The 19,608-nt window shown below is 35.9% G+C and carries 15 protein-coding genes, 1 rRNA gene and 3 pseudogenes; 16 read left to right on the top strand and 3 right to left on the bottom strand.

The window, feature by feature from the left end:
* Window positions 1-64: 64 nt before the first annotated feature.
* Both rrf and AC1TO4_RS19205 read left to right on the top strand, forming a co-directional pair.
* Window positions 65-180: ribosomal RNA gene (gene rrf, locus AC1TO4_RS19210) — 5S ribosomal RNA — on the top strand.
* A gap of 407 nt (window positions 181-587) precedes the next feature.
* Window positions 588-737 (top strand): annotated as a pseudogene (locus AC1TO4_RS19205) (VOC family protein); the annotation flags it as partial.
* A 230-nt stretch (window positions 738-967) separates the two neighbouring features.
* On the opposite strand, the pseudogene AC1TO4_RS19200 reads toward AC1TO4_RS19205, so the two are convergent.
* Window positions 968-1,867 (bottom strand): annotated as a pseudogene (locus tag AC1TO4_RS19200) (IS110 family RNA-guided transposase); the annotation flags it as partial.
* Between the two features lie 130 nt (window positions 1,868-1,997).
* On the opposite strand from AC1TO4_RS19200, the gene AC1TO4_RS19195 reads away from it, so the two are divergent.
* From AC1TO4_RS19195 to AC1TO4_RS19150, 10 genes and pseudogenes are all read left to right on the top strand, one after another.
* The gene (locus AC1TO4_RS19195) at window positions 1,998-2,411 is read left to right on the top strand and encodes a hypothetical protein (protein ID WP_482106620.1); all 414 of its coding nucleotides are present in this window, start codon (window positions 1,998-2,000) and stop codon (window positions 2,409-2,411) included.
* A 21-nt stretch (window positions 2,412-2,432) separates the two neighbouring features.
* Window positions 2,433-3,047 (top strand): type IV secretory system conjugative DNA transfer family protein, encoded by a 615-nt coding sequence (locus tag AC1TO4_RS19190; protein WP_482106619.1) that lies wholly within the window; start codon window positions 2,433-2,435, stop codon window positions 3,045-3,047.
* A 701-nt stretch (window positions 3,048-3,748) separates the two neighbouring features.
* A complete protein-coding gene (locus AC1TO4_RS19185) occupies window positions 3,749-4,609 on the top strand; it encodes an amidohydrolase family protein (protein WP_482106618.1) in 861 nt (286 codons plus the stop codon).
* A 184-nt stretch (window positions 4,610-4,793) separates the two neighbouring features.
* A complete protein-coding gene (locus AC1TO4_RS19180; RefSeq protein WP_482106617.1) occupies window positions 4,794-5,348 on the top strand; it encodes a PD-(D/E)XK nuclease family protein in 555 nt (184 codons plus the stop codon).
* 29 nt (window positions 5,349-5,377) lie between these two features.
* Complete coding sequence (locus AC1TO4_RS19175) at window positions 5,378-5,695, top strand: hypothetical protein (RefSeq protein WP_482106616.1); 318 nt, start codon at window positions 5,378-5,380, stop codon at window positions 5,693-5,695.
* A complete protein-coding gene (locus AC1TO4_RS19170; protein ID WP_482106615.1) occupies window positions 5,685-5,927 on the top strand; it encodes a DUF4238 domain-containing protein in 243 nt (80 codons plus the stop codon). Before AC1TO4_RS19175 ends, AC1TO4_RS19170 begins: the two co-directional genes overlap by 11 nt.
* 496 nt (window positions 5,928-6,423) lie before the next feature.
* Window positions 6,424-7,278, top strand: a pseudogene (locus AC1TO4_RS19165) (tyrosine-type recombinase/integrase).
* Window positions 7,279-8,089: 811 nt separating this feature from the next.
* On the top strand, window positions 8,090-10,519 hold the full coding sequence (locus AC1TO4_RS19160; RefSeq protein ID WP_482106614.1) for a GcvT family protein: 2,430 nt from the start codon (window positions 8,090-8,092) through the stop codon (window positions 10,517-10,519).
* Window positions 10,520-10,778: 259 nt separating this feature from the next.
* Complete coding sequence (locus AC1TO4_RS19155; RefSeq protein WP_482106613.1) at window positions 10,779-11,888, top strand: YkvI family membrane protein; 1,110 nt, start codon at window positions 10,779-10,781, stop codon at window positions 11,886-11,888.
* A 701-nt stretch (window positions 11,889-12,589) separates the two neighbouring features.
* Entirely contained in the window at window positions 12,590-13,270 is a 681-nt protein-coding gene (locus AC1TO4_RS19150; protein WP_482106612.1) for a TetR/AcrR family transcriptional regulator, read from the top strand.
* Between the two features lie 104 nt (window positions 13,271-13,374).
* Here AC1TO4_RS19150 and AC1TO4_RS19145 read toward each other — a convergent pair whose 3' ends face one another.
* Window positions 13,375-14,082 (bottom strand): hypothetical protein, encoded by a 708-nt coding sequence (locus AC1TO4_RS19145; RefSeq protein WP_482106611.1) that lies wholly within the window; start codon window positions 14,080-14,082, stop codon window positions 13,375-13,377.
* Window positions 14,083-14,302: 220 nt separating this feature from the next.
* Between AC1TO4_RS19145 and AC1TO4_RS19140 the strand changes: the two genes are divergently transcribed.
* Entirely contained in the window at window positions 14,303-14,866 is a 564-nt protein-coding gene (locus AC1TO4_RS19140; RefSeq protein ID WP_482106610.1) for a recombinase family protein, read from the top strand.
* Window positions 14,866-15,078, top strand: a complete 213-nt coding sequence (locus AC1TO4_RS19135; RefSeq protein ID WP_482106609.1) for a hypothetical protein — start codon at window positions 14,866-14,868, stop codon at window positions 15,076-15,078. Before AC1TO4_RS19140 ends, AC1TO4_RS19135 begins: the two co-directional genes overlap by 1 nt.
* A gap of 1,402 nt (window positions 15,079-16,480) precedes the next feature.
* On the opposite strand, the gene AC1TO4_RS19130 is transcribed toward AC1TO4_RS19135, so the two are convergent.
* On the bottom strand, window positions 16,481-16,627 hold the full coding sequence (locus AC1TO4_RS19130; RefSeq protein WP_482106608.1) for a sporulation histidine kinase inhibitor Sda: 147 nt from the start codon (window positions 16,625-16,627) through the stop codon (window positions 16,481-16,483).
* Window positions 16,628-17,450: 823 nt separating this feature from the next.
* On the opposite strand from AC1TO4_RS19130, the gene AC1TO4_RS19125 reads away from it, so the two are divergent.
* Both AC1TO4_RS19125 and AC1TO4_RS19120 read left to right on the top strand, forming a co-directional pair.
* Window positions 17,451-18,260: a helix-turn-helix domain-containing protein gene (locus AC1TO4_RS19125; RefSeq protein WP_482106607.1), complete on the top strand. Its 810-nt coding sequence runs from the start codon at window positions 17,451-17,453 to the stop codon at window positions 18,258-18,260.
* A gap of 342 nt (window positions 18,261-18,602) precedes the next feature.
* The gene (locus AC1TO4_RS19120; RefSeq protein ID WP_482106606.1) at window positions 18,603-19,169 is read left to right on the top strand and encodes an MEDS domain-containing protein; all 567 of its coding nucleotides are present in this window, start codon (window positions 18,603-18,605) and stop codon (window positions 19,167-19,169) included.
* Window positions 19,170-19,608 lie beyond the last annotated feature (439 nt).

Raw genomic sequence — 19,608 nt, 5'->3', positions numbered from 1 at the left:
GATTACCCTGATTCATGCACACAATGTCTGTTTCATTCAGTTTTGAGCGAACAAGCTCAAAGAGTCTGGTGACGATTGCGAAGAGGTCACACCCGTTTCCATACCGAACACGGAAGTTAAGCTCTTCAGCGCCGATGGTAGTTGGGGGTTTCCCCCTGTGAGAGTAGGACTTCGCCGGTCTCATTAAAAAGTCATTGCCTTATAGGTAATGGCCTTTTTTGTGTTTATTTTAATGTCAAGCTCTACAACTTTGATATATCTATAAGAAGTTTTAGTTGTAAATATGAAGTAACGGGCTGGTACGAAGTGCTCGTCCGCATATAAGTTAGTATTTCTGGCGAGGATGGTATTACATCGGCGCAACTTAATGGTGTCGATATGTCGGAGGGCTTAGATTCTCGCGACCTATTGAAATATTATACTGCAGACTTTGAACAAAGTATTCACTGAAATAAAGTTAATCTTGGAATGTACTATTATCAATAGGTTAACATTAACAGATATTTAGAATGAACAGTATGAAACTATTATAGGAGAGTTCTAAAATGAAAAAGAAAATGAACTATTTAATCTTACTTTTTACGACCATCGAAGATATTGAAGCTGTTGTTGCCAAGTTGATAAAGAAAGGTACGAAAATCTTTAGTGAGATACTACACTATGAAGAAAGTTATAAGTTATGCTACTGCAGTGGGCCAGAGGGAATTATTTTAGAGTTGGCGGAGAAAATCAAATAAATTATGGGTAATTAATAGTTATCGGTCCAATAATTGATGAATTTTGACAGACCGCCACTGAAATATGTAATAACGTCGATAAAGTTGTTCCGTAAGCGTTTCTGTTCTTATTCAATTCCCATGAAAATTAAATGCCAAAACTTCGTAAAAATGGCAACACTAAAGAAGACGCAACTCATGTTTTTTTAAAAAAATGCAGCGCCTGGGTTTGGATCGAGTTATTTGTTGGATTAGAAGACTTGCGGTTCAGTAATTGTAACGTTGTATCCTAAGTTTTCGAGCCTTCGAACAGAATACCGTACAATAGATTGTTGCTTTTGTTTGTCAAAATAATCTACGCCTAAGTCTACATACATTTCTTTGCGTGTTAAGAGATAATAGGCAATCCTCAAAATGGCATGAGCGACAGAAATACCTGCACGTTTTTTGCCTTTTCGTGCAGCTGTGCGCCTATACATTGCTCCAAGATAGGTCTTCAACCCTCTTATAGAGTGAGCGGCTTCTACTAAGGCCGACTTTAGATATTTGTTTCCTTTTTTCATATTCGTGGATTTCCTTTTGCCAGCACTTTCATTATGGCCAGGGACTAATCCTGCCCAGGAACATAGATGGGAAGAGCTTGGAAATTGATTCCCGACATCGATTCCGACTTCAGCTAGGATTTGTTCAGCCATACGAGTGGCAACGCCAGGGATAGAATCCAACCGTTCAAGATCATCTTTTTTCTTTTTCATTGTACGACGAGCGAAGCTAGCAAGTTTTATAGGATCATCATCCCCATCTGCGATGGCATTAAGCATGTCACGAGCTGAAACACCCATAATATCGGAGACAACGGAGTCCAACTTGATATTCGCTCCTTCTAACACTTTTTGAATCCGATTAGGTTGTCTTGCGCGCTCTTCAATAATACTGCGACGATAGCGAACCAACTCCCGAAGTTCCCGTTGATTTCGATCAGGAATAAAACTCGCTTTGAGTAGTCCATGACGAAGTAACTTGGCAATCCATTCGGCATCCTTCACATCGGTTTTGCGACCCGGCACTGCTTTCATATGTTGGGCATTCACGACTAGAAACTCAATATTCTCAGCTTCTAGTATGTTAACGATAGGCTTCCAAAAGACGCCTACTGGGTTTCCATTGCCTGAAGAAGTAAGATTTAAAATAATCTGTTTGACACAAAACACGTTTCATTCAGCCATTGAATGGAACGTGTTATTTTTATTTCCATTTTTTTCGAAAGAGGGAAGTCGCAAAGTGTTTTTCAAAACTAAAATCTGTAGAACTAAGCTGTATATCTACCCGGAGGTCAAAGCCCATGTAGCAGAACAAAGCCCAGCCGATCTAATCGAGCTGGGTTTTGTCGTCCTTGAAACATCCCTTCTACTGTTGAGGATGATGGATACCCAAACCTTCAAAAAGGATATGCGTTTTTGGGGAAAGCGTATATCCCAAAATTCCAATGCGTTACCCGAATTATTATGGGAAGAAGGTGAACATGCAAATCAACTAATGTTAAAAAAACAGAACAAAGAGCACCTGGGATTACTCAGATATAAAATATTGAGAACCATCCTGACGTTGTTCAGCTTTGAAGAAGGTTATCGTGCACCATTCAAAATTGATCAAATCCATGAGAACTTCAGCAAGTGGGATTGGATAAAAAAATGAAACTGATAGGAGGTGAGGCAGATGGGTATGCCGATTGTATGGCAAGGGAGTGATTGTTTCACACATATGCTTGCAGTAGGTCCAACACGTTATGGCAAAACGACAACGATATTAAAACCGATGATTTATCAATTACTGCTGCAGAAGAAACGAGGGGTACCATTAGGTATACCCGTTGTCGAACCAAAAGGTGATGTTGCAGCAATGGTAAATGAAATGTGTTTCGAAATGGATATCCCATGTATTCATGTTGATCCTGACAAATCCAATTCCGCATGTTTCAATCCAATGGAAGGTGACACGGATACAGTAGCGGAAGCGACGGTCGATGTATTAAAAGGTTTGTTCGGAAAGCAGGATGCATTCTTCGCAACCGTTCAGGAACTATCAGCACGTAATGTAACGAAGCTACTTAAAGAACTGCATGGAAACAACATGGATATTGTCGATGTAATGAACACATTGCGTGATCAGAATGTCTTGCTGCAAAAGGTATCGGAACTGAAGCATCGGGACGGCATTGATTTGCTTTTGTATTTGAAAAAGAGCGGTAAACACTTCAACGAACGACTTATTATAATTACTGAATCAATTAGGCCCTTGCAACCGCTAAAGGTGACTACTAAACGCTTATAGTAGGGATGGCCCTAGATATGGATTTACGGGATGGCATTAAAGACCTTCAAAAGCTCTTTTATTTCTTAGATGATTCCGGAGAGTTTATTAGCGAAGTAGGAGATACTGAAAAATATGGGTTAAATGTATGATGTAAAATTATGAATATTTGTTATAGGAAGGGAGCTGAGTCATGTCAAATGCAAATAAGAAAAAAACAGCAAGATAAGAAGACAACTTAGCTTTAGATTTCAAATTTCCTGTTCAAGAAGAAAAGCTAACTGTTCCTAACCCAGTATCGGAAGTATTGTACGAAACAAAATAACAATAGAATAATTAAATTGTAATGAGTAATCCCTTGGAGAAGAGGAATTCATTTTTATATGAGATCTTACAAGGGGTTACACCTATTAAAATAACGGGTGTGGGAATTCGATAGGGAAAGTTAACTCGGAAACTTTCATGTTTCAAGTAACGGGGCAGGCAGTTTCTGGATGAAGGTATATATGAAACGAGTGAAGAAATATACTTAAATAGATGTTTATGTTGAACTAATGAAATGAGATGGTAATCTATAAGTTCTTTTGCCTGTGTGTCCACTTAGTCTCAGATTTTTTATTTAATTTTTAACAGCGAGATGTTATCTAAGTCTGCTAGAGGTGAGTCACAGTTAAGTGGTTTGATAATACAAATAAGATAGTAATTTGAGGGGGAGGATTAAAATGATTGTTGATTGCCATTTTCATGTGGATGAAACAATGTTGACTCTAGAAAAAATGATAGAGGGTATGGATAAAAATGATGTAACTAAAACAGCGCTAATTGCCCCCATGAACGAAAAAATGTTTGAATTGGATAGCACTTTTCAACATAATCTACAAAGCTTATTCCGTTTTCTAATACTAAATGCACCTCAAATGGGGCTCGGAATTTATGATGGTCTAGTAAAGGATGGCTATTTGAAACTTTATGGCAATTCATTCAAGATTTTTACCAAACCGAGCAATGATATTGTTGCTACTGCAATTAATAGATTTCCAGACCGATTTCTAGGCTGGGTAGCACTAAACCCACTGATTCCTGTATCAGTGGAAGAAGTAGAATTATACCTTAATAAACCTAGTTTTATTGGAGTGAAAGCTCATCCGTTCATGCATGAATATAGTATTGAGGCACTTGCTCCAGTTGCGACTATGTGTGAATCAAAAGGTATACCTATGATTATTCATCTATCTTCAGAACCAGACTCCTATAAATATTTACCTGAAAATTTCCCCAAACTTAAATTAATTTATGCTCACGCCGGTCTTCCTTTTTGGAAAAAACTTTGGAAATACATTAAGGATCAACCAAATGTATTTGTTGACACATCAAGTGATTATCTTAATCCATCTATTGTAAAGAAGGCAGTGGAATATTTAGGATATCGTAAAGTTCTTTATGGTTGCGACGGACCATATGGAATGATAAAATTTAATGAATATGACTATTCGGAAAAGAAAAGTTGGATTGATTCACTTCAAATTCCTGATAACCAGAAGGAATATATACTTGGAAAAAACTTTTTAGGATTGATTGATTAATTCAAAAATCTATCAACAGATCAGTTAAAAGATTACTTAGCTAAGTCAAATGAACATTCTCGTTGGCTTTCCACCTAAAACTAATGAAATCGAAAAGCATCTTTAGATAAGATGCTTTTCTTCTTCATACCCTCTAGCTTTGGGTAAAGGGGTTCATAAAGCAGTAGAGGATAAAACTAATGGGGTGTCTCATTTTGAAGCCATTTTAAACGGGATGATTGAAGCGGAGTTTCATCCAGAAGTGACTATGGATGAAATGTCAGAGTTGGTTAGTCACGCACCGATTAAAGAAAATATGGGTGAAACGGAGATTCATTTTCAGATACCTCTTTCTGTTGGAAATTCAGCCCCGATGTTACAAGGCTATATAGATCTTGTATCACCAGACGGAAGTAAATTAGTCGATTGGAAGACGAACAGGGTTAGATACGACGTTCGTGACAATCATCAGGTAGGGCTGTATGCATGGGCTGTAGGTCAATTAAAGAACAGAACACGAGTGAAAGGCAACTTGTATTTTCTTCGATTCAGAAGAGCAAGTAAACACGTTTTCAATCAGACTGATATGGAAAGTTCCAGACGGTGGGCTTTGGGTGTAGCAAACGAAATCAATTCTAAGCGAGAGATTTTAGATATGCTGCCAGAAGAAGAGGAAAGTTTATTCCTATCAACGCCCTCTAGTCATTGTAGGCATTGTCCGTTCGTAATTGAGTGCTATCGCAAGTTCAGAAGTTATTAAAAGATAAAAATAGGATAGAGGTATCACCGATGTGGATTATTCCCTTCGGTGTTTTTCTTTGTCTAATAAATAGTGGAGGGTGGAATTCGAGTTTCACCGTCTTTTGTTGGGTAGCTATTCATTGGAGAACTTATCCACCTAATGAAAAATTAACGGACTTTTTTTATGAAGTAATTAAAATTTTCGGAGAAGAATTTAATAATGTTTTAAATGAGGAATTAGATGAAGATGAAAAATATTTGTTACAGTTGGAGAGCATTTATTACGATTTAAATTTGAAGTATTTTTTATCTTATTTCAGAAATAGTGGTCCTATTTATAAAGAGTTTCGAGGACATGGACATTGACATTGAATTATTAGTAGCTGAAAAGGGATATGAATTTTTAACCTCAGATAGACCAGTTAGTCTTTACAAGAACAGCGAAGGTAAAACTGAATATATATTTCCTATTTGTCCGTCAATTGCTTGCGCAGTTCGTAAAAATAAATATAATCAGGATAAAACAAAATATATTGTAACTAATTACTCTAAAGAAGAAGTATTTATATTTAATAATAGTGTAAAAAGTTTAAGCTAGAATGGATATATTTTAAAAGAACCTGACACTAAAGCATATTTTGGAAAATAGGAAAGGGAAAAATTAAAGACCAATAGATCTTTGTAGATACTTGCCTCCGAATAGGCGTTTTACGATGTTAAAACCGATTGGTCAGCTGTAAATTGGAATCAAGAGGAAACATCGTTTATGCGATGCAAGTGACATTCGTACCTTCTGTAATTTGCGAGTTTGCCCAATCTAATGCCGACTGTCATCTCCAAATATTTATACCCAGGTTCGTGATGTTTTTAAATGATTATTTATTTAAAGAGGGGGTCATGCCTATAAAATACTGGCATAAAGGAGGGGATATTCATAAACGTTCACAGTAAATAGTGAGCGTTTTCTTTTTACAACATAATGTCAATTATGTTGTATTTTTGTGTTTTATTAGATATGATTCAAGCTATTATGCAACATAGTTTATGAGATGTATTCGATAATTAATACATCATAATTTACAGGAGATGATATTATGTTGGGAGCTTTCCAGGAATATTTAAATTCAAGTGACCTAAGTGAAAATACTATCAAAGGATACACTCAATCCGTTAATGGATATATAAAATGGTTCGATGAATCAAAAGGTGTTTCATTCACAAAGTTGCACCGGGAAAATATGCGGGAATATCTATCCTATCTTAAAACAATTGAAACGGTAGGACCTAAAACAATTAACACTAGATTAAGCGGTTTAGTAAAATTCAACGAGTTTTTAATTCATGACAAAAAACAATCGGATCTAGTTATTGAAAAAAGTGATTTTGTTAAAGTTCAGCAGCAGTATGCTTCCCTTGCAAAAGTTGAATTTCAGGATGCGGAAATGTTTCGTCAGTTAGTGCTGGATAGTGGGAAGGCCAGAAATTATGCAATCGTAACTGTTCTAGCCTATGGGGGATTACGCATTTCAGAAACACTTAATTTAAAAACAACCGATATTAACTTGGTGTCCCGTGAAATACTTATTGTAGACGGGAAGGGAGATAAATCTAGAACCGTTTTTATGGGGGATAAAGTGAAGATCGCCTTACAGTCTTGGCTGCGGGAAAGAAAAGAAAAAGGAATAGATTGCGAATTCCTTTTCCCGAGCAACCGAAATAAGAGGTTGGATCGTACTGTTGTGAATAGGTTTTTTAATACTTATTCGGTTAAAATCGGAAAAGATATTACTCCACATGATCTTCGACATTTTTTCTGTTCAAATGCGATTGAGAAAGGCATGAGTATTCATTAAGTGGCTAATCAAGCCGGACATTCAAATATTCATACGACGATGTTATATACAAACCCTACGAAAAAAGAAATGCTAGAGAAAATGAATCTCCTTTAAAAAGTACTATCGCATATTTGAAATAATTTCATACTGGTTCAATTTAGAAGTTATGACTAAGTGCAGGGGGCCACCCACATAATCTTTTCCCGGGAAATCGCACATAGCGACAATCCGGAGTAAACACGCGCGAAAAAGAGAAGAATGCCGCAACTTTTGGATCTCTGTGAATTTTACAATGAAAAGCTACTCTCACGAGTAGCTTTTCATTTGCATTATTTTAGTTCAAAAGGCTGTTGTAACTGCTATTAAATATGGCTGGGTAAAGTTAGTTTGATTTGTCTAAGATAATTGGCTACATCTTCCTGGTGAATAGCACTAAGGGATATTTCCATCACTTCCTCAAGCGTTTTTAATACTTGTTTATTACTGCCTTTTACAATCCTTTTAAAATTTCTTCAGCCTAATCATAGCGTTCTGTTGCATTAGTTAGGTCATAATCCTATTTTCCTTCTAAACGTCCACTTTTATATTAGTTGAGTATTGCATGCATTAAAAAAGATTATGAATAGTCTGAAAAATATGTTTACAACCGTATCTTCCTGTGCTATCGTAATTATCAAGTAATCATGATTACTTTATTAGTTTTGTTTACTGAGTGCTTCTAGAAAAGGAGGGATGTTCATATTATAGAGAAATTAATTTCATTAAAAATGCTAACTCATTATTGAAAGCGATTACATTGACGTGACTAAAAAGTTAAATGTTGAGAATAAAACAGCAATGATATAACGAGAATTTTAAATTGTATAATATCTTGGATAGCATAATCTTTGTATTTGCTGTCCGAATAAATGGAGGATGGGTAATTATGGAACAAAAAAAAATTGTTATTATTGGTGCTGGTATTGTTGGATGTAGTACGGCTTATTTTTTAAATAAAATGGGACAACATGACATAACAGTCATTGAACAAGGTCCCCTATTTGAAACAGGTGGATCGACTTCTCACGCTCCAGGGCTTGTTGCACAACTTAATTTTTCGAAATTGCTTACAGAGTTAGCTTCACATACAGTTAAGACTTTTACAGAATTAAGTGATGATGAATATCTATCATTTTATTCGGTAGGGAGTCTAGAGTTAGCAAAAACGCCGGAACGTTTAGATGATTTAAAACGAAAGGCGGGAGCAGGGAAATCGTGGGGAATTGAAGCTCACGTACTTTCGCCAGAAGATTGTAAAGAAAAATGTTCTTTTATTAATCCAGATAATATTTTAGGAGGATTGTATGTACCAACCGACGGAATTGCTAAACCTCTGCGTGCTATAAATATAATGACAGACTTTTCAAAATCCTGCGGCACTAGGTTTTACGGTAATAGAGAAGTAACGGGAATTAATGTGGTCAACGATCAGGTTAAAGAAGTAGAAACGAGTAATGGCAATTTTGAAGCAGACTTGGTGATCTGTTGTGCGGGGTTCTGGGGTCAACGAATAGGTGAAATGGTAGGTATTACTATCCCTCTTCAGCCCATTGCGCATCAGTATATATTCTCAAATGATATTTCTGAATTAGCTGGGGAGTCGGAAGAAGTAACAGCTCCAATTGTAAGGGATTTAGATAGTTCTATGTATTATCGTCAAGCGTTTAATAGTGTAGGAATCGGTTCTTATCAACATGAAGCATTGCCTATTGAGATAAGTGAGGTTTCTAAATTTGGTGAAAGTGAAGAGATGCCTTCCATCAGGTCATTTACACCTGAACATTTTTACGGTAATCCTTGGCAAGATGCACAAAATTTGGTTCCCGGCCTAAAAGAAGCGGGATTAAGGAAAGGGATGAACGGAATTTTCTCGTTCACGCCAGATGGAATGCCGTTATTAGGGGAGTCGAAAAAAGTACGAGGTTTTTGGGCTGCAGAAGCAGTTTGGGTAACGCACTCAACAGGGGTCGGTAAACAAATGGCTGAATGGATTGTAAACGGTGCTCCAACTCTTGACTTGGAGCTGTGCGATATTAATCGTTTCGATGCTTATGGACAAAGTCCAGCCTTTTATAAACCGCGTTCAAATGAAGAATATGAAAAGGTTTATGATATTCGCCATCCGTTCGAACCGTCTGCCACATCACGCAATATGCGGGTCAGTCCATTTTATATGCGCCAGCAGACATTGGCAGCTGTTTTTAATGAAAAACTAGGATGGGAACAGCCACAATGGTATGAAGCGAATGAAGCGCTTACTGAAAGATATGAAAGCAGGATTTTTAAACGTGAAGGCTGGGAGGCGCGCTATTGGTCGCCGATTATCGAAGCGGAACAGCTGCATATGCAGGAACATGCCGGTCTATGTGATATAACGGCATCAAAGAAACGGCTGGAAATCAGCGGTGAAGGGGCACTTGCGCTTTTACAGTCTCTTACAACAAGCAATATCGATATTCCCGTCGGTAGTACGACAAAGACTTTGATGCTGCACGAATTAGCAGGAATTAAAGATGAAATCACAATCATACGTAAAGATAATAATTCATTCTTTATTCTTTGTACCGGTGCAGTAGAAGCAAACTGGATACAAAAACATGTCCCCAAATCAGGAAAAGTTGTCATCCAGGATCAAACAGCGGGCACTTGTGGTCTAGGTATCATGGGACCAAGGGCCAGAGATATCATGCAGTCCATTGATCGGAATGCATTTGCCAAAGGCGCATGGGAAAAGAAACAGTCGGAGGAAGTTTATATCAATAATGTACCAGTTCTAGCAGTATTCGCTAATGTAAACGGTACAGAAAGTTGGGAGTTTTTTACGACCAATGATCAAGGCTTACAGCTTTGGGACATACTCTATCAAGCAGGGCAAGCTCATGAGCTGATCGCGGTTGGAGACCGTGCCCTTGAAAACTTGCGCATAGAATCACAGACATTAAGATACGGAAAAGACTATTGGAGTGAGCACAGCCCCTACGAAATCTACCTTGTAGAAATGATTGATCTGACTAAAGAGTTCATTGGAAAAAAATTTCTAATCGAACGCAGCAAAATGACTCCTAAGCTTGTATCGTCAACACTTATTCTGGATGAACCGAATCAAGTGGTCATGGGATATGAACCTGTTATTAGCAATGGGAAGACAGTCGGTTTTGTCACAAGTGCAGGCTATAGTTACAGTCTTGGAAGGGGAATTGTCACTGCCTTATTAGCTCCTGAAGTATTGGAAAACCATACTGAATTGAGTATTGAATACTTTGGACAAACTCTCAGTGCCACAGTCCTCAATAAACCTAAAGTCCTCACTTATTAGTTGTTTTCAGAGATGGTGGTATACTCTGGGGCGCCATGACATTTTTTGTCTACCAAAATATTAAACGAAATATGGAGGGGAAATATCGAATTGCTTTATAATTGAGATGGACATTTTCATAAAGTTAATAATGACGGTGCCCCGAGAGTCAACTGATGCTGGTGGATATCGTGAGCAGGATATTCTTGTCTTAAAAAGAAGATAAGGCTGAAAATTTGACTAATAATGACTATATTCTTATAAAAAAAGGAGGCTATTTATGTTTAGAATACTAAAGATTGCTGGTGCTTTTATTGGGGTTATAATAGGAGCTGGGTATGCTTCAGGGCAAGAAATATTACAATATTTCACAAGTTTTGGCCATAGAGGAACCTATGCAATAATTTTAGTAACTGTTTTATTAGCCTATTTCGGAATGGTCATGACGAATATAGGGAGTCGTCTTAAAGCAACGTCACATAAGACAGTCATCTATCAAATTAGCGGGCGTCAATTAGGAAGAATAATAGACGGTATCATTATATTCACTTTATTTGGTACTGGAGTGCTTATGATGGCTGGTGCAGGATCTACTCTCAATCAGCAGTTTGGATTACCAGTTTTCGTTGGTAGTTTAATTATGGCTGTTATTGTTGCAATTTCTATGATGCTCAAAGTTGAGAAAGTTATTTCCCTAATTGCAATTGTTACACCATTCTTATTAATATTCATTATATTTATATTTGCTTATAGTTTAAGCACGATGGACATGTCTTTTGCAGAGCTAAAACCAATTGCAGAAAGTCAAGACAAATCATTCCCTAACTGGATCATGTCCGCAATAAACTATGCTTCCTTATGTATTGCATTAGGGGTTTCAATGTCACTTGTTATAGGTGGGGCAGAAAAAGACTCACGCATTGCAGGTATTAGTGGGTTAATTGGAGGTCTTGGTATAGGACTTATGATCCTCTTTGCTCACTTGTCAATTTTCTCTCAAGTGCATGTTGTTGCATCATTCGACTTGCCATTATTAAAGATTGTTGAAGATTTCTCACCTGTTCTATCCATTTTTTATGCTATTGTTTTGTTTGGGATGATCTTCAACTCAGCTCTTGGTATGTACTATAGTTTTGTTGCTAGATTTTTTAAAATGGGAACAAAGAAGGCGAATATTGCAACGATTATTTCTTTAGCAATTGGATTTGCTTGTAGTTTTGTTGGATTTACTACTTTAGTATCCAAGTTTTATACGCTTGTAGGCTACCTGGGTTTATTACTAATGATTATTCTTATCTACGCGCCTTTTAAACTAAAACAATCAAAGCAAAAAAGTGAATTGACAAAAGATAAACTAGCTAAAGTAGAAGCTGCTTCACGCTTATCATAACGGATGTATGATGAAAATTGACACATCACGGTATGAAGCCATTTCAGCTGACAAACAGTTAATCGCTTCAATAGGGATCATGTTAAGTCTTGTTTTGTTTCAGAACAATTATTGTTACAGCCTCTCATGTGATGGGAAAGTTTTAGAACTTCACATATAAAAAGGATAAAGTTTCAAGAAGTAATAAAAAGAAAATGTATATTAATTTAGCGGAATATTGAAATAACTAAGTTAAGGTATTTCTAACAAGACTTTCATAAGAATTAGGTTTCAACTTAATAGATGACTATTGAGGCTGCCCTTCTTCAACTCACTTAATTGCTTAAAATGGCAGTCTCTTTATTTTAGCCCCTATCTATTAATTTACCCTTTCGACTAAAGTCACGAGGTTTTTGTGAATAGGGTTGTAAATAAAAGCATTGATCTAACTTTTCCTACTATCTCCTTCTATTTCCATATTTATTTCCAGCATTTAAATATTCTTTTACTCTGTAATGTCTTTCACTTCTTGGATGCCAATAGGTAAAATACATATAGCAATGGTGATTCATTATTCGAAAACCCACAAATATCAATATAGTAATGAGCAGTTAGTCAGAGCGTTTACCAAAATGATTTTAAGTTATAGAAAGATGGGTTATAATATATGAACAAACAGAATTGTAACAGTATTGTTTATTATACAGCTTAGAGGTGGTACTTTGAAAAATCAAAAAGAATTAAACAAGGATATACAAACCAAACGAATCATGAACTATTTTATAAGTGCTACTGCTGAAATTATTGAAAAAGAAGGCTTTGATAAGGTAACGATACGAAAAATTGCTAATAAAGCCGGATATAATAGCGCAACAATATATAACTATTTTGAAGACTTATCTCATTTAATTTTCTTTGCATCGATGAGTATGGTCAAAAGATATACGGATGCTTTACCAGGATATCTCGAAAAAGCAAAAACACCTTTAGAAAGATACTTCCTCATTTGGGAGTGCTTTTGTAAGTATTCTTTTGAATCGCCCCAAATTTATTATGCGGTATTTTCTTCTAATCTAGGAACACATCCGATTAACATGCATAAATACTATGAATACTCACCATCTGACATAGTACAAATCTTAGAAAGTGATGATGATATTAGGCTTATGCTTTTAGAATCCGATAAATCTAAGCGAACCTTGATCTCACTCGATGAATGTGTGAGAGAAGGATACATACAAGGGGTTGAAGCTGAAAAACTTGCTGATATTCATAGTTTAATATGGCATGGAATGTTAACGCTTTTTATTAATAATCGGACTACTTACACAGTCGATCAAGCAGCAGAAGTAACTCTTAATCATATACGTAATACAACGCCTATTAATGGGTATGACGTATAATGTATATAAACAATTTAATTAGTATTTTTGCACCTCACAAGTAAACCGGTTAAGAAAATTCTTGGTTGCTTTTGTTTTTTAGCTACTTCATTAGTCGAGGGTATTTAATAATCACCACGAAATTCAGATTCCATTTCTATTTGAAGCTGGCGTGCTTCATATTCATTTTCTTGCTTAGCTTCTAGCAAACTTGAATAGTTTGTTGATAAAGATTGAAGGTTATCAAAAACACCTTCAAATACTGTAAGGAAGTTCTCTAAATCCACTACTACGTTATCGAAAGTATTGATATAGAATTGTGGTTCTATATCATTGATTGAAGTGTAACGACAAAATGTAATATCGTAAAGGGGTTTATCATTTCCATTTTTGTCTTTAATTATTCTTTCGATTTTTCCATAAAGTTCATTAATATACGCACTTAGGTTACTCAGCATTTCGTGAAATACTGCTTTGTCATTCGGGTTATTCAATTCGTTTTCTAAATCGACTACTTTTGTAAGTAGCCCTTTTAAATCATGATTCATTTTAAACGTATCTTCTTTATCCAATAATTTATTCTGAGTCCAGCAGATTGCTTTTAAATAAACTTCAATACTGTGGTTTGCATTAAATAGGATTGGGAAAATCAAATTATCAGCTTTTTTGTCTGTATTATCTTTCAAAACCTCTTTTACTAATAATAAAGCTGAATCACTAAATCCCTCTGCGACAACAATCATATTATTAATATGGTCGAAGCGCTGTGTTCGCCAATTCATATAGGCGGTTTTTTCAATAGTATTTACGTTGTATGAAAATATGTCTTTCATCGGTTTCAAACCCTCCTTTCTATTTTCAATTCATTCTAGCACAGAATTAAATCGAAAGTTTATTTTTGTTCGATTTCATTTTTCGCGTCTTCTTTTACGCCACAAGAGTGTCATAACCTTTAAGTTTTGACACCATTTTTGGAATGTAGTAATGTTAAGGTGTCAGGCGGTGTCATAACTAGGTATCATAAGTTGGCCACAAGAAAAGGGGTAAATACATATGAAATATGGTTATGGTCGCGTTAGTACAGCGTCACAAGATTTAGAGTTACAGCTGCAGACATTGGAAAGTGAAGGTTGTGACAAAATCTATTCAGAGAAATTCACTGGAACTAAATCGGATCGTCCTCAATTTGTAGAGTTACTATCATTGCTGAAAAAAGGTGATACATTAGTAGTTACGAAGCTAGATCGTTTCGCAAGATCAGCAGAGGATGGGGTAAATCTAATTAAAGAATTGCTAGCAAAAGGAATCAAGGTTCACATATTAAATATGGGACTTGTAGAGGATACATCAATGGGCAGATTAATTTTAAGAATGTTATCAGCCATTGCGGAATTTGACAGGGATATGATAGTTGAACGATTAGCAGAGGGGAAAGCCATTGCGAAGCAGAATCCTGATTTCCGTGAAGGTAGACCGAAAAAATTCACTAAAAAGCAAGTAGCACACGCTTTACAGCTATTGGAAACGAATTCTTATACGCAAGTAGGAGAAATTACAGGGATTTCTAAAAGCACACTAATCCGTGCTAAAAGAGAAGTAGCTAAAGGAGACAGATAATGATGGCCAAGAAATCACTTTTAGAATATCAAAGGGAGTATGAAAGAATCATCCATGCAGATCAACCAAGAAAAGGTATTCTACTAGCTGGTTTAATGACTGAAATGGAGAAACAATTCAAAATCCCAGTGTTTAGGAATGAAGTATGGGAACGAGAAAATATAAAGGTAATAGCAATGTATCGCAAGTTAAGTATTACAAGAACATTGTGAAGGTCGGCGAAACCTAATCTTCTTTTTTTTGTGAAGATTGTGTATCCAAGGGGTCTGTACGTTTGGTAGTGGGTGTCACTTTGACCGATAATTTGCGCTTATTTCAAGTATTATTTTGCACATATAATTTAAAAAAACTACTAACTTCAATGAGGAGATTAGCGAAAGGGAGAGTTTTGGAATATAGAAGAAGACATTTAAGTAACGTAAATATAAAGTGAAAGTTGAGTTTAAAGTGTGGACTGAAATAAGTTTTTATAAGAGGAAAGTCGATTGCAATATGATGGTACAAAGAATTGCAAAGAAAAATGCATACCGATTTGAGCAAGATTTTACATGGAGAGGCGGGCATGATAGCCTGCATTGGCTGGGCCAGATCTTTGTGGTGCCTGGCTTCTAGGCTCGTGCATTCTGTCCGTAGAGGCCCCATGTCAACTCAACTTGGAGTCTGCAATATCCTCTGCAATACTATTTACGAATCCTTTGCAATTCTCTGTACTTTGTTTTGCAAAATACACTAGGTGTTACACCTAATTCCATTAGCAGTATATCTACTTCTTCAGAAAAATTATCGCTATAACAATCTATTACCTCTTCCATGGTTTCTACATGAAACAACTTCAAGTAATCCGTCCGAAGCAAATAAGCCTTTCAATCCTCAGTTGAAATATTGAAAGGGAGTTATAAAATCATTTATTTGATACGACGAAAAACCAGTGAACTATAATTGAACATCTTATGAAAACTATTAACAGTACTTCCATGATGGGATGTCGCACAATCATTACTGGCCTACATCCAGACGTTGTCAGACAGTTGATTTTAGGCATTAATTTTGATAAAGAAACGAAAACCTTTGGTACTTTACAACAGGCATTAAATTAATCTTACTAAAATGATAAAATCGATAATTCAGAAGAGGCTTATTTAATTATGAGTTGCTTCATTTAAAGAGCCCAGTTCATATGCGAATGAGGCTTTTTTTCTATTTACTTTCAATTTTGTATCAGGGAACTGAAAGGGTTATTGCAATCTACTCATTCTGTTTGGAAAACTCCCCAACGATTCCCACTGCCTGAGTTTTTGGGAACCCGACAACCCCGGCACAATGGTTGGTCAATTCGCAATGGCTGAATTCGTATTCCTTGACCATTTTATAAAATGTGGTTTTCACTAGATCTTCCTCCATAGTATTGACTGCTGGAGGAAAGAAGCAAGGCGACAGTATATATCTCTGGCGAACATTGCCATATGTGCGCTGCGCACACTATGACAGTTTTAAACATCAGGGCACGATATGTTCATTTGAAGCACCTGCGACGTTGTTGAATTAGCAAAAACTGCACTGGAGAAAGGTGACCATAAACAGCCACGTATTATAAACTCCTTGTGTAAGTATCCATTATGGTACTGATGCAGGTTGGGAGCGAAAGGCTAAATTTCTTCTGTTCATTTCCTTTTCTAGTAGTTCGATAAAATCACTACTAAGTTTTAGTTTCAATGCAGTATTATAAGCATCAAGTAGTAACTCATCTGATAATTTTTTCACCTTCAAGTTCTCCTTTCTAAAAGGGATATTATTGAAATGCAAAAATCTAGTAAATTAATGATTTATTATCTATCTTATTATGAGGGCCAGTATTATTTGGCTGCTTGATTTAACAACAAGAGTATTGTAAATAAAGTTAATTTATTTCTAAAAAAATCGCATCCTGCACTGTTCTTTTAATTTAATTTTACCGTGTAGCAATTTAATGTAAAGTTGCTAAATGCCACATTCATTTCATATAAGAATTGATATACTTTATTCTTATCGAAAACTTAGGGGGAATGCCGTTCATTGTCTAGCCTCGTATTTTGTGTATGATAAGTGTGAACATGCCGTGTGCAATGCCCATTAGTTTAATTTTACCGTGTAGCAATTTAATGTAAAGTTGCTAAATGCCACATTCATTTCATATAAGAATTGATATACTTTATTCTTATCGAAATCTTAGGGGGAATGCCGTTCATTGTCTAGCCTCGTATTTTGTGTATGATAAGTGTGAACATGCCGTGTGCAATGCCCATTTACTTCGCGACCTAAAAGCTTTTTATGAACAAACGAACCAAACATACACAGGATATGGAGATTCTCCTTTTGGTCAAAAGTAAAGAGAGTGTCAAGTGGAGCCTCTCCATCCCATGGTTGTGACATAGATGGATGATACCTATCTAGAGATTTTCGAAAAAGGATACATTGAAAATGCCACAATGGCCAATCATTTGCTACAACCATAACCTTTACCATAGTAGTCTAATTGTGTTCTAATAAGTACATAGCCTCAATAACAAACATTTTTATATCTATTATTGTAGTGTGGGGTGATATTGTGAAGAGAGTGTGGTTGAACCACCTTCGCGTTACTGAAGGATTAACTCAAAATGAAGTTTCCTCAAGGTCTTATATTGACAGATCATATTATTCGCAGATAGAACTTGGGACACGGAATCCTAGCATTACTGTTGCTAGAAATATTGCAACTGTGTTGAATTTTGATCCATTGATTTTCTTTAAGGATAAAAATAATATACCTAAAGATACATCACTGAACTTGGGGATATCTGAATTTTTCAGAAATATGGAGAGCGGATATCTACTATATCTATATAGTAGTACAGCTAGGTATTTACATCATGCTGTTACGTTTTCTCTAATAGGAATTGGAAAAGGTAGTCATTGTTTATTTATTGTTAATCATAATGACTTCATTCAAATTCAACAAAACTTAGAAACTCGCTTAACAAAAGATGAAATCAAAAATTATATTCATCATTTAAATATGGAAGAATTAAAGAATAATTCACCTGAAGACAAAGTTAATCATCTAAAAGGTTTACTTTCCAAGTTTGACAATAAAGTGTCCGTACGTATATGGTCGCATGAGAAACGAGAGCTACAAAATGAATGGTTAATCAAGTTACACAGCCAGTTGAATACAGGGGATATGAAGGCGAACAATAATAAAATTTTAATTACAGATTCTTACAATTCGTCAATAGTTTCAGCAGGAACGCATATCGAGATGATGAGAAATTCCCCATACCTTATGACCGATTATGAATTATTTGATTCCCCGTTATATCTAGCTAGTACTAAATCGTCCATATATCCTTCACTTTATATTCAAGAAGATATGTAGACATTTGAATCAATTTCATAACTAACAGGTGTTAATACGTGCTACGGCTAATTTAAAGCCGAGAACGCTATAAACTGCAGTTCCTATTTTTGTGGTAAGAAGTAACATAAGATTGTCAAACCTTGTATGACAGAGTTTTTTGCCTTACAATAGGAATAGTCAGCATCTGTACTGGTGGTACTTAACAATTTTGAGTTTTAGGGCGGTTTTCCTTTTTTAAAACCCTGCCATATAAGGTTGAGAGTTATGAAAATCATTTATTTACCTGTTATAACTCTACTTGCTCGACTTAAATGACTTTATCGAAAAAATGAAATTTAGACTTTAGAAAGTGGTGGTATTTTGGACAAATTCATTCAATTAACAAAATATCTACAGGTGAACAATTCAGCGCACATATTATATGTTTCTGAGGATAATGAGAGATATCTTGATAATATGATGGCTTATATTAAAGCAGGGATTGAAAGAAATCATCATCTTATCATAATAGAAAATTCTAATTTATATAGTGAGGCAGAGAAAAGGATAAATGAATTATTCTCAATTGAAGAGAAAAAATGTATTCACCATATAGATAATTATACATTTTATGGCTGTCACGGGGATTTTCACATTCACAGTGTTGTTGAACATTTCGGTGAAGTCTTGGCTCCCTTTTTTGATAAAAAGATTAATATTCGTACATGGGCTCATGTCGAATGGAAGGAACAGGAAGGGATTTTTAGTAAAATTGCAGAATTTGAACATCTTGCAGAATTTAGCGTTAACGAAATGAGACTTATGTCCGTATGTGCATATACTGCTTCAGATGTTACCGCATCCCTTCAGACTAAAATGATGCGAAGCCATGAATATCTTATGACAGATACGGAATTGGTTCGATCCACCTTATACCGAAAACATTGATTATTGAAACCCCTCTTCTGTCACTTTGAGAGTTATTTTGCACTATAAGTAAATATAAAAAGCCCGATTTCTCAACATTAAAATAGAAAAATTGGACTTTTACCGTTACTATAGTGAATAGGTAAGCTTTTGAAGTTATCGCAAGCTTTTCCCCCACTTCACACCTTACGTGAGGTAGAGTAGGCAACCAGCGAGTGAGGTAGCACTTTTCCATTGGAGGGAAGTAGGCAGACGGTTTCATCAAAAATGTGTCGTTAGGATTACCATACGTTATTTATGCAATTTGCGTGTTATATATTAAAAGTCGATTGAGTCCTTTACGGATGCAATCGACTTTTTTGGGTGCGCCCAGCATGGGCGTAGTCTATAGGGTGCAAGTCCCGAACTGTGAAGGCAGAAGTAACAGTTAGCTTAACGCAAGGGTGTCCATGGCGACGTG

The organism is Sporosarcina sp. Y838 (genome assembly GCF_056786515.1).
The sequence above is the reverse complement of the archived record's forward strand: the minus strand, read 5'-3'. Positions and strand labels throughout refer to the sequence as shown.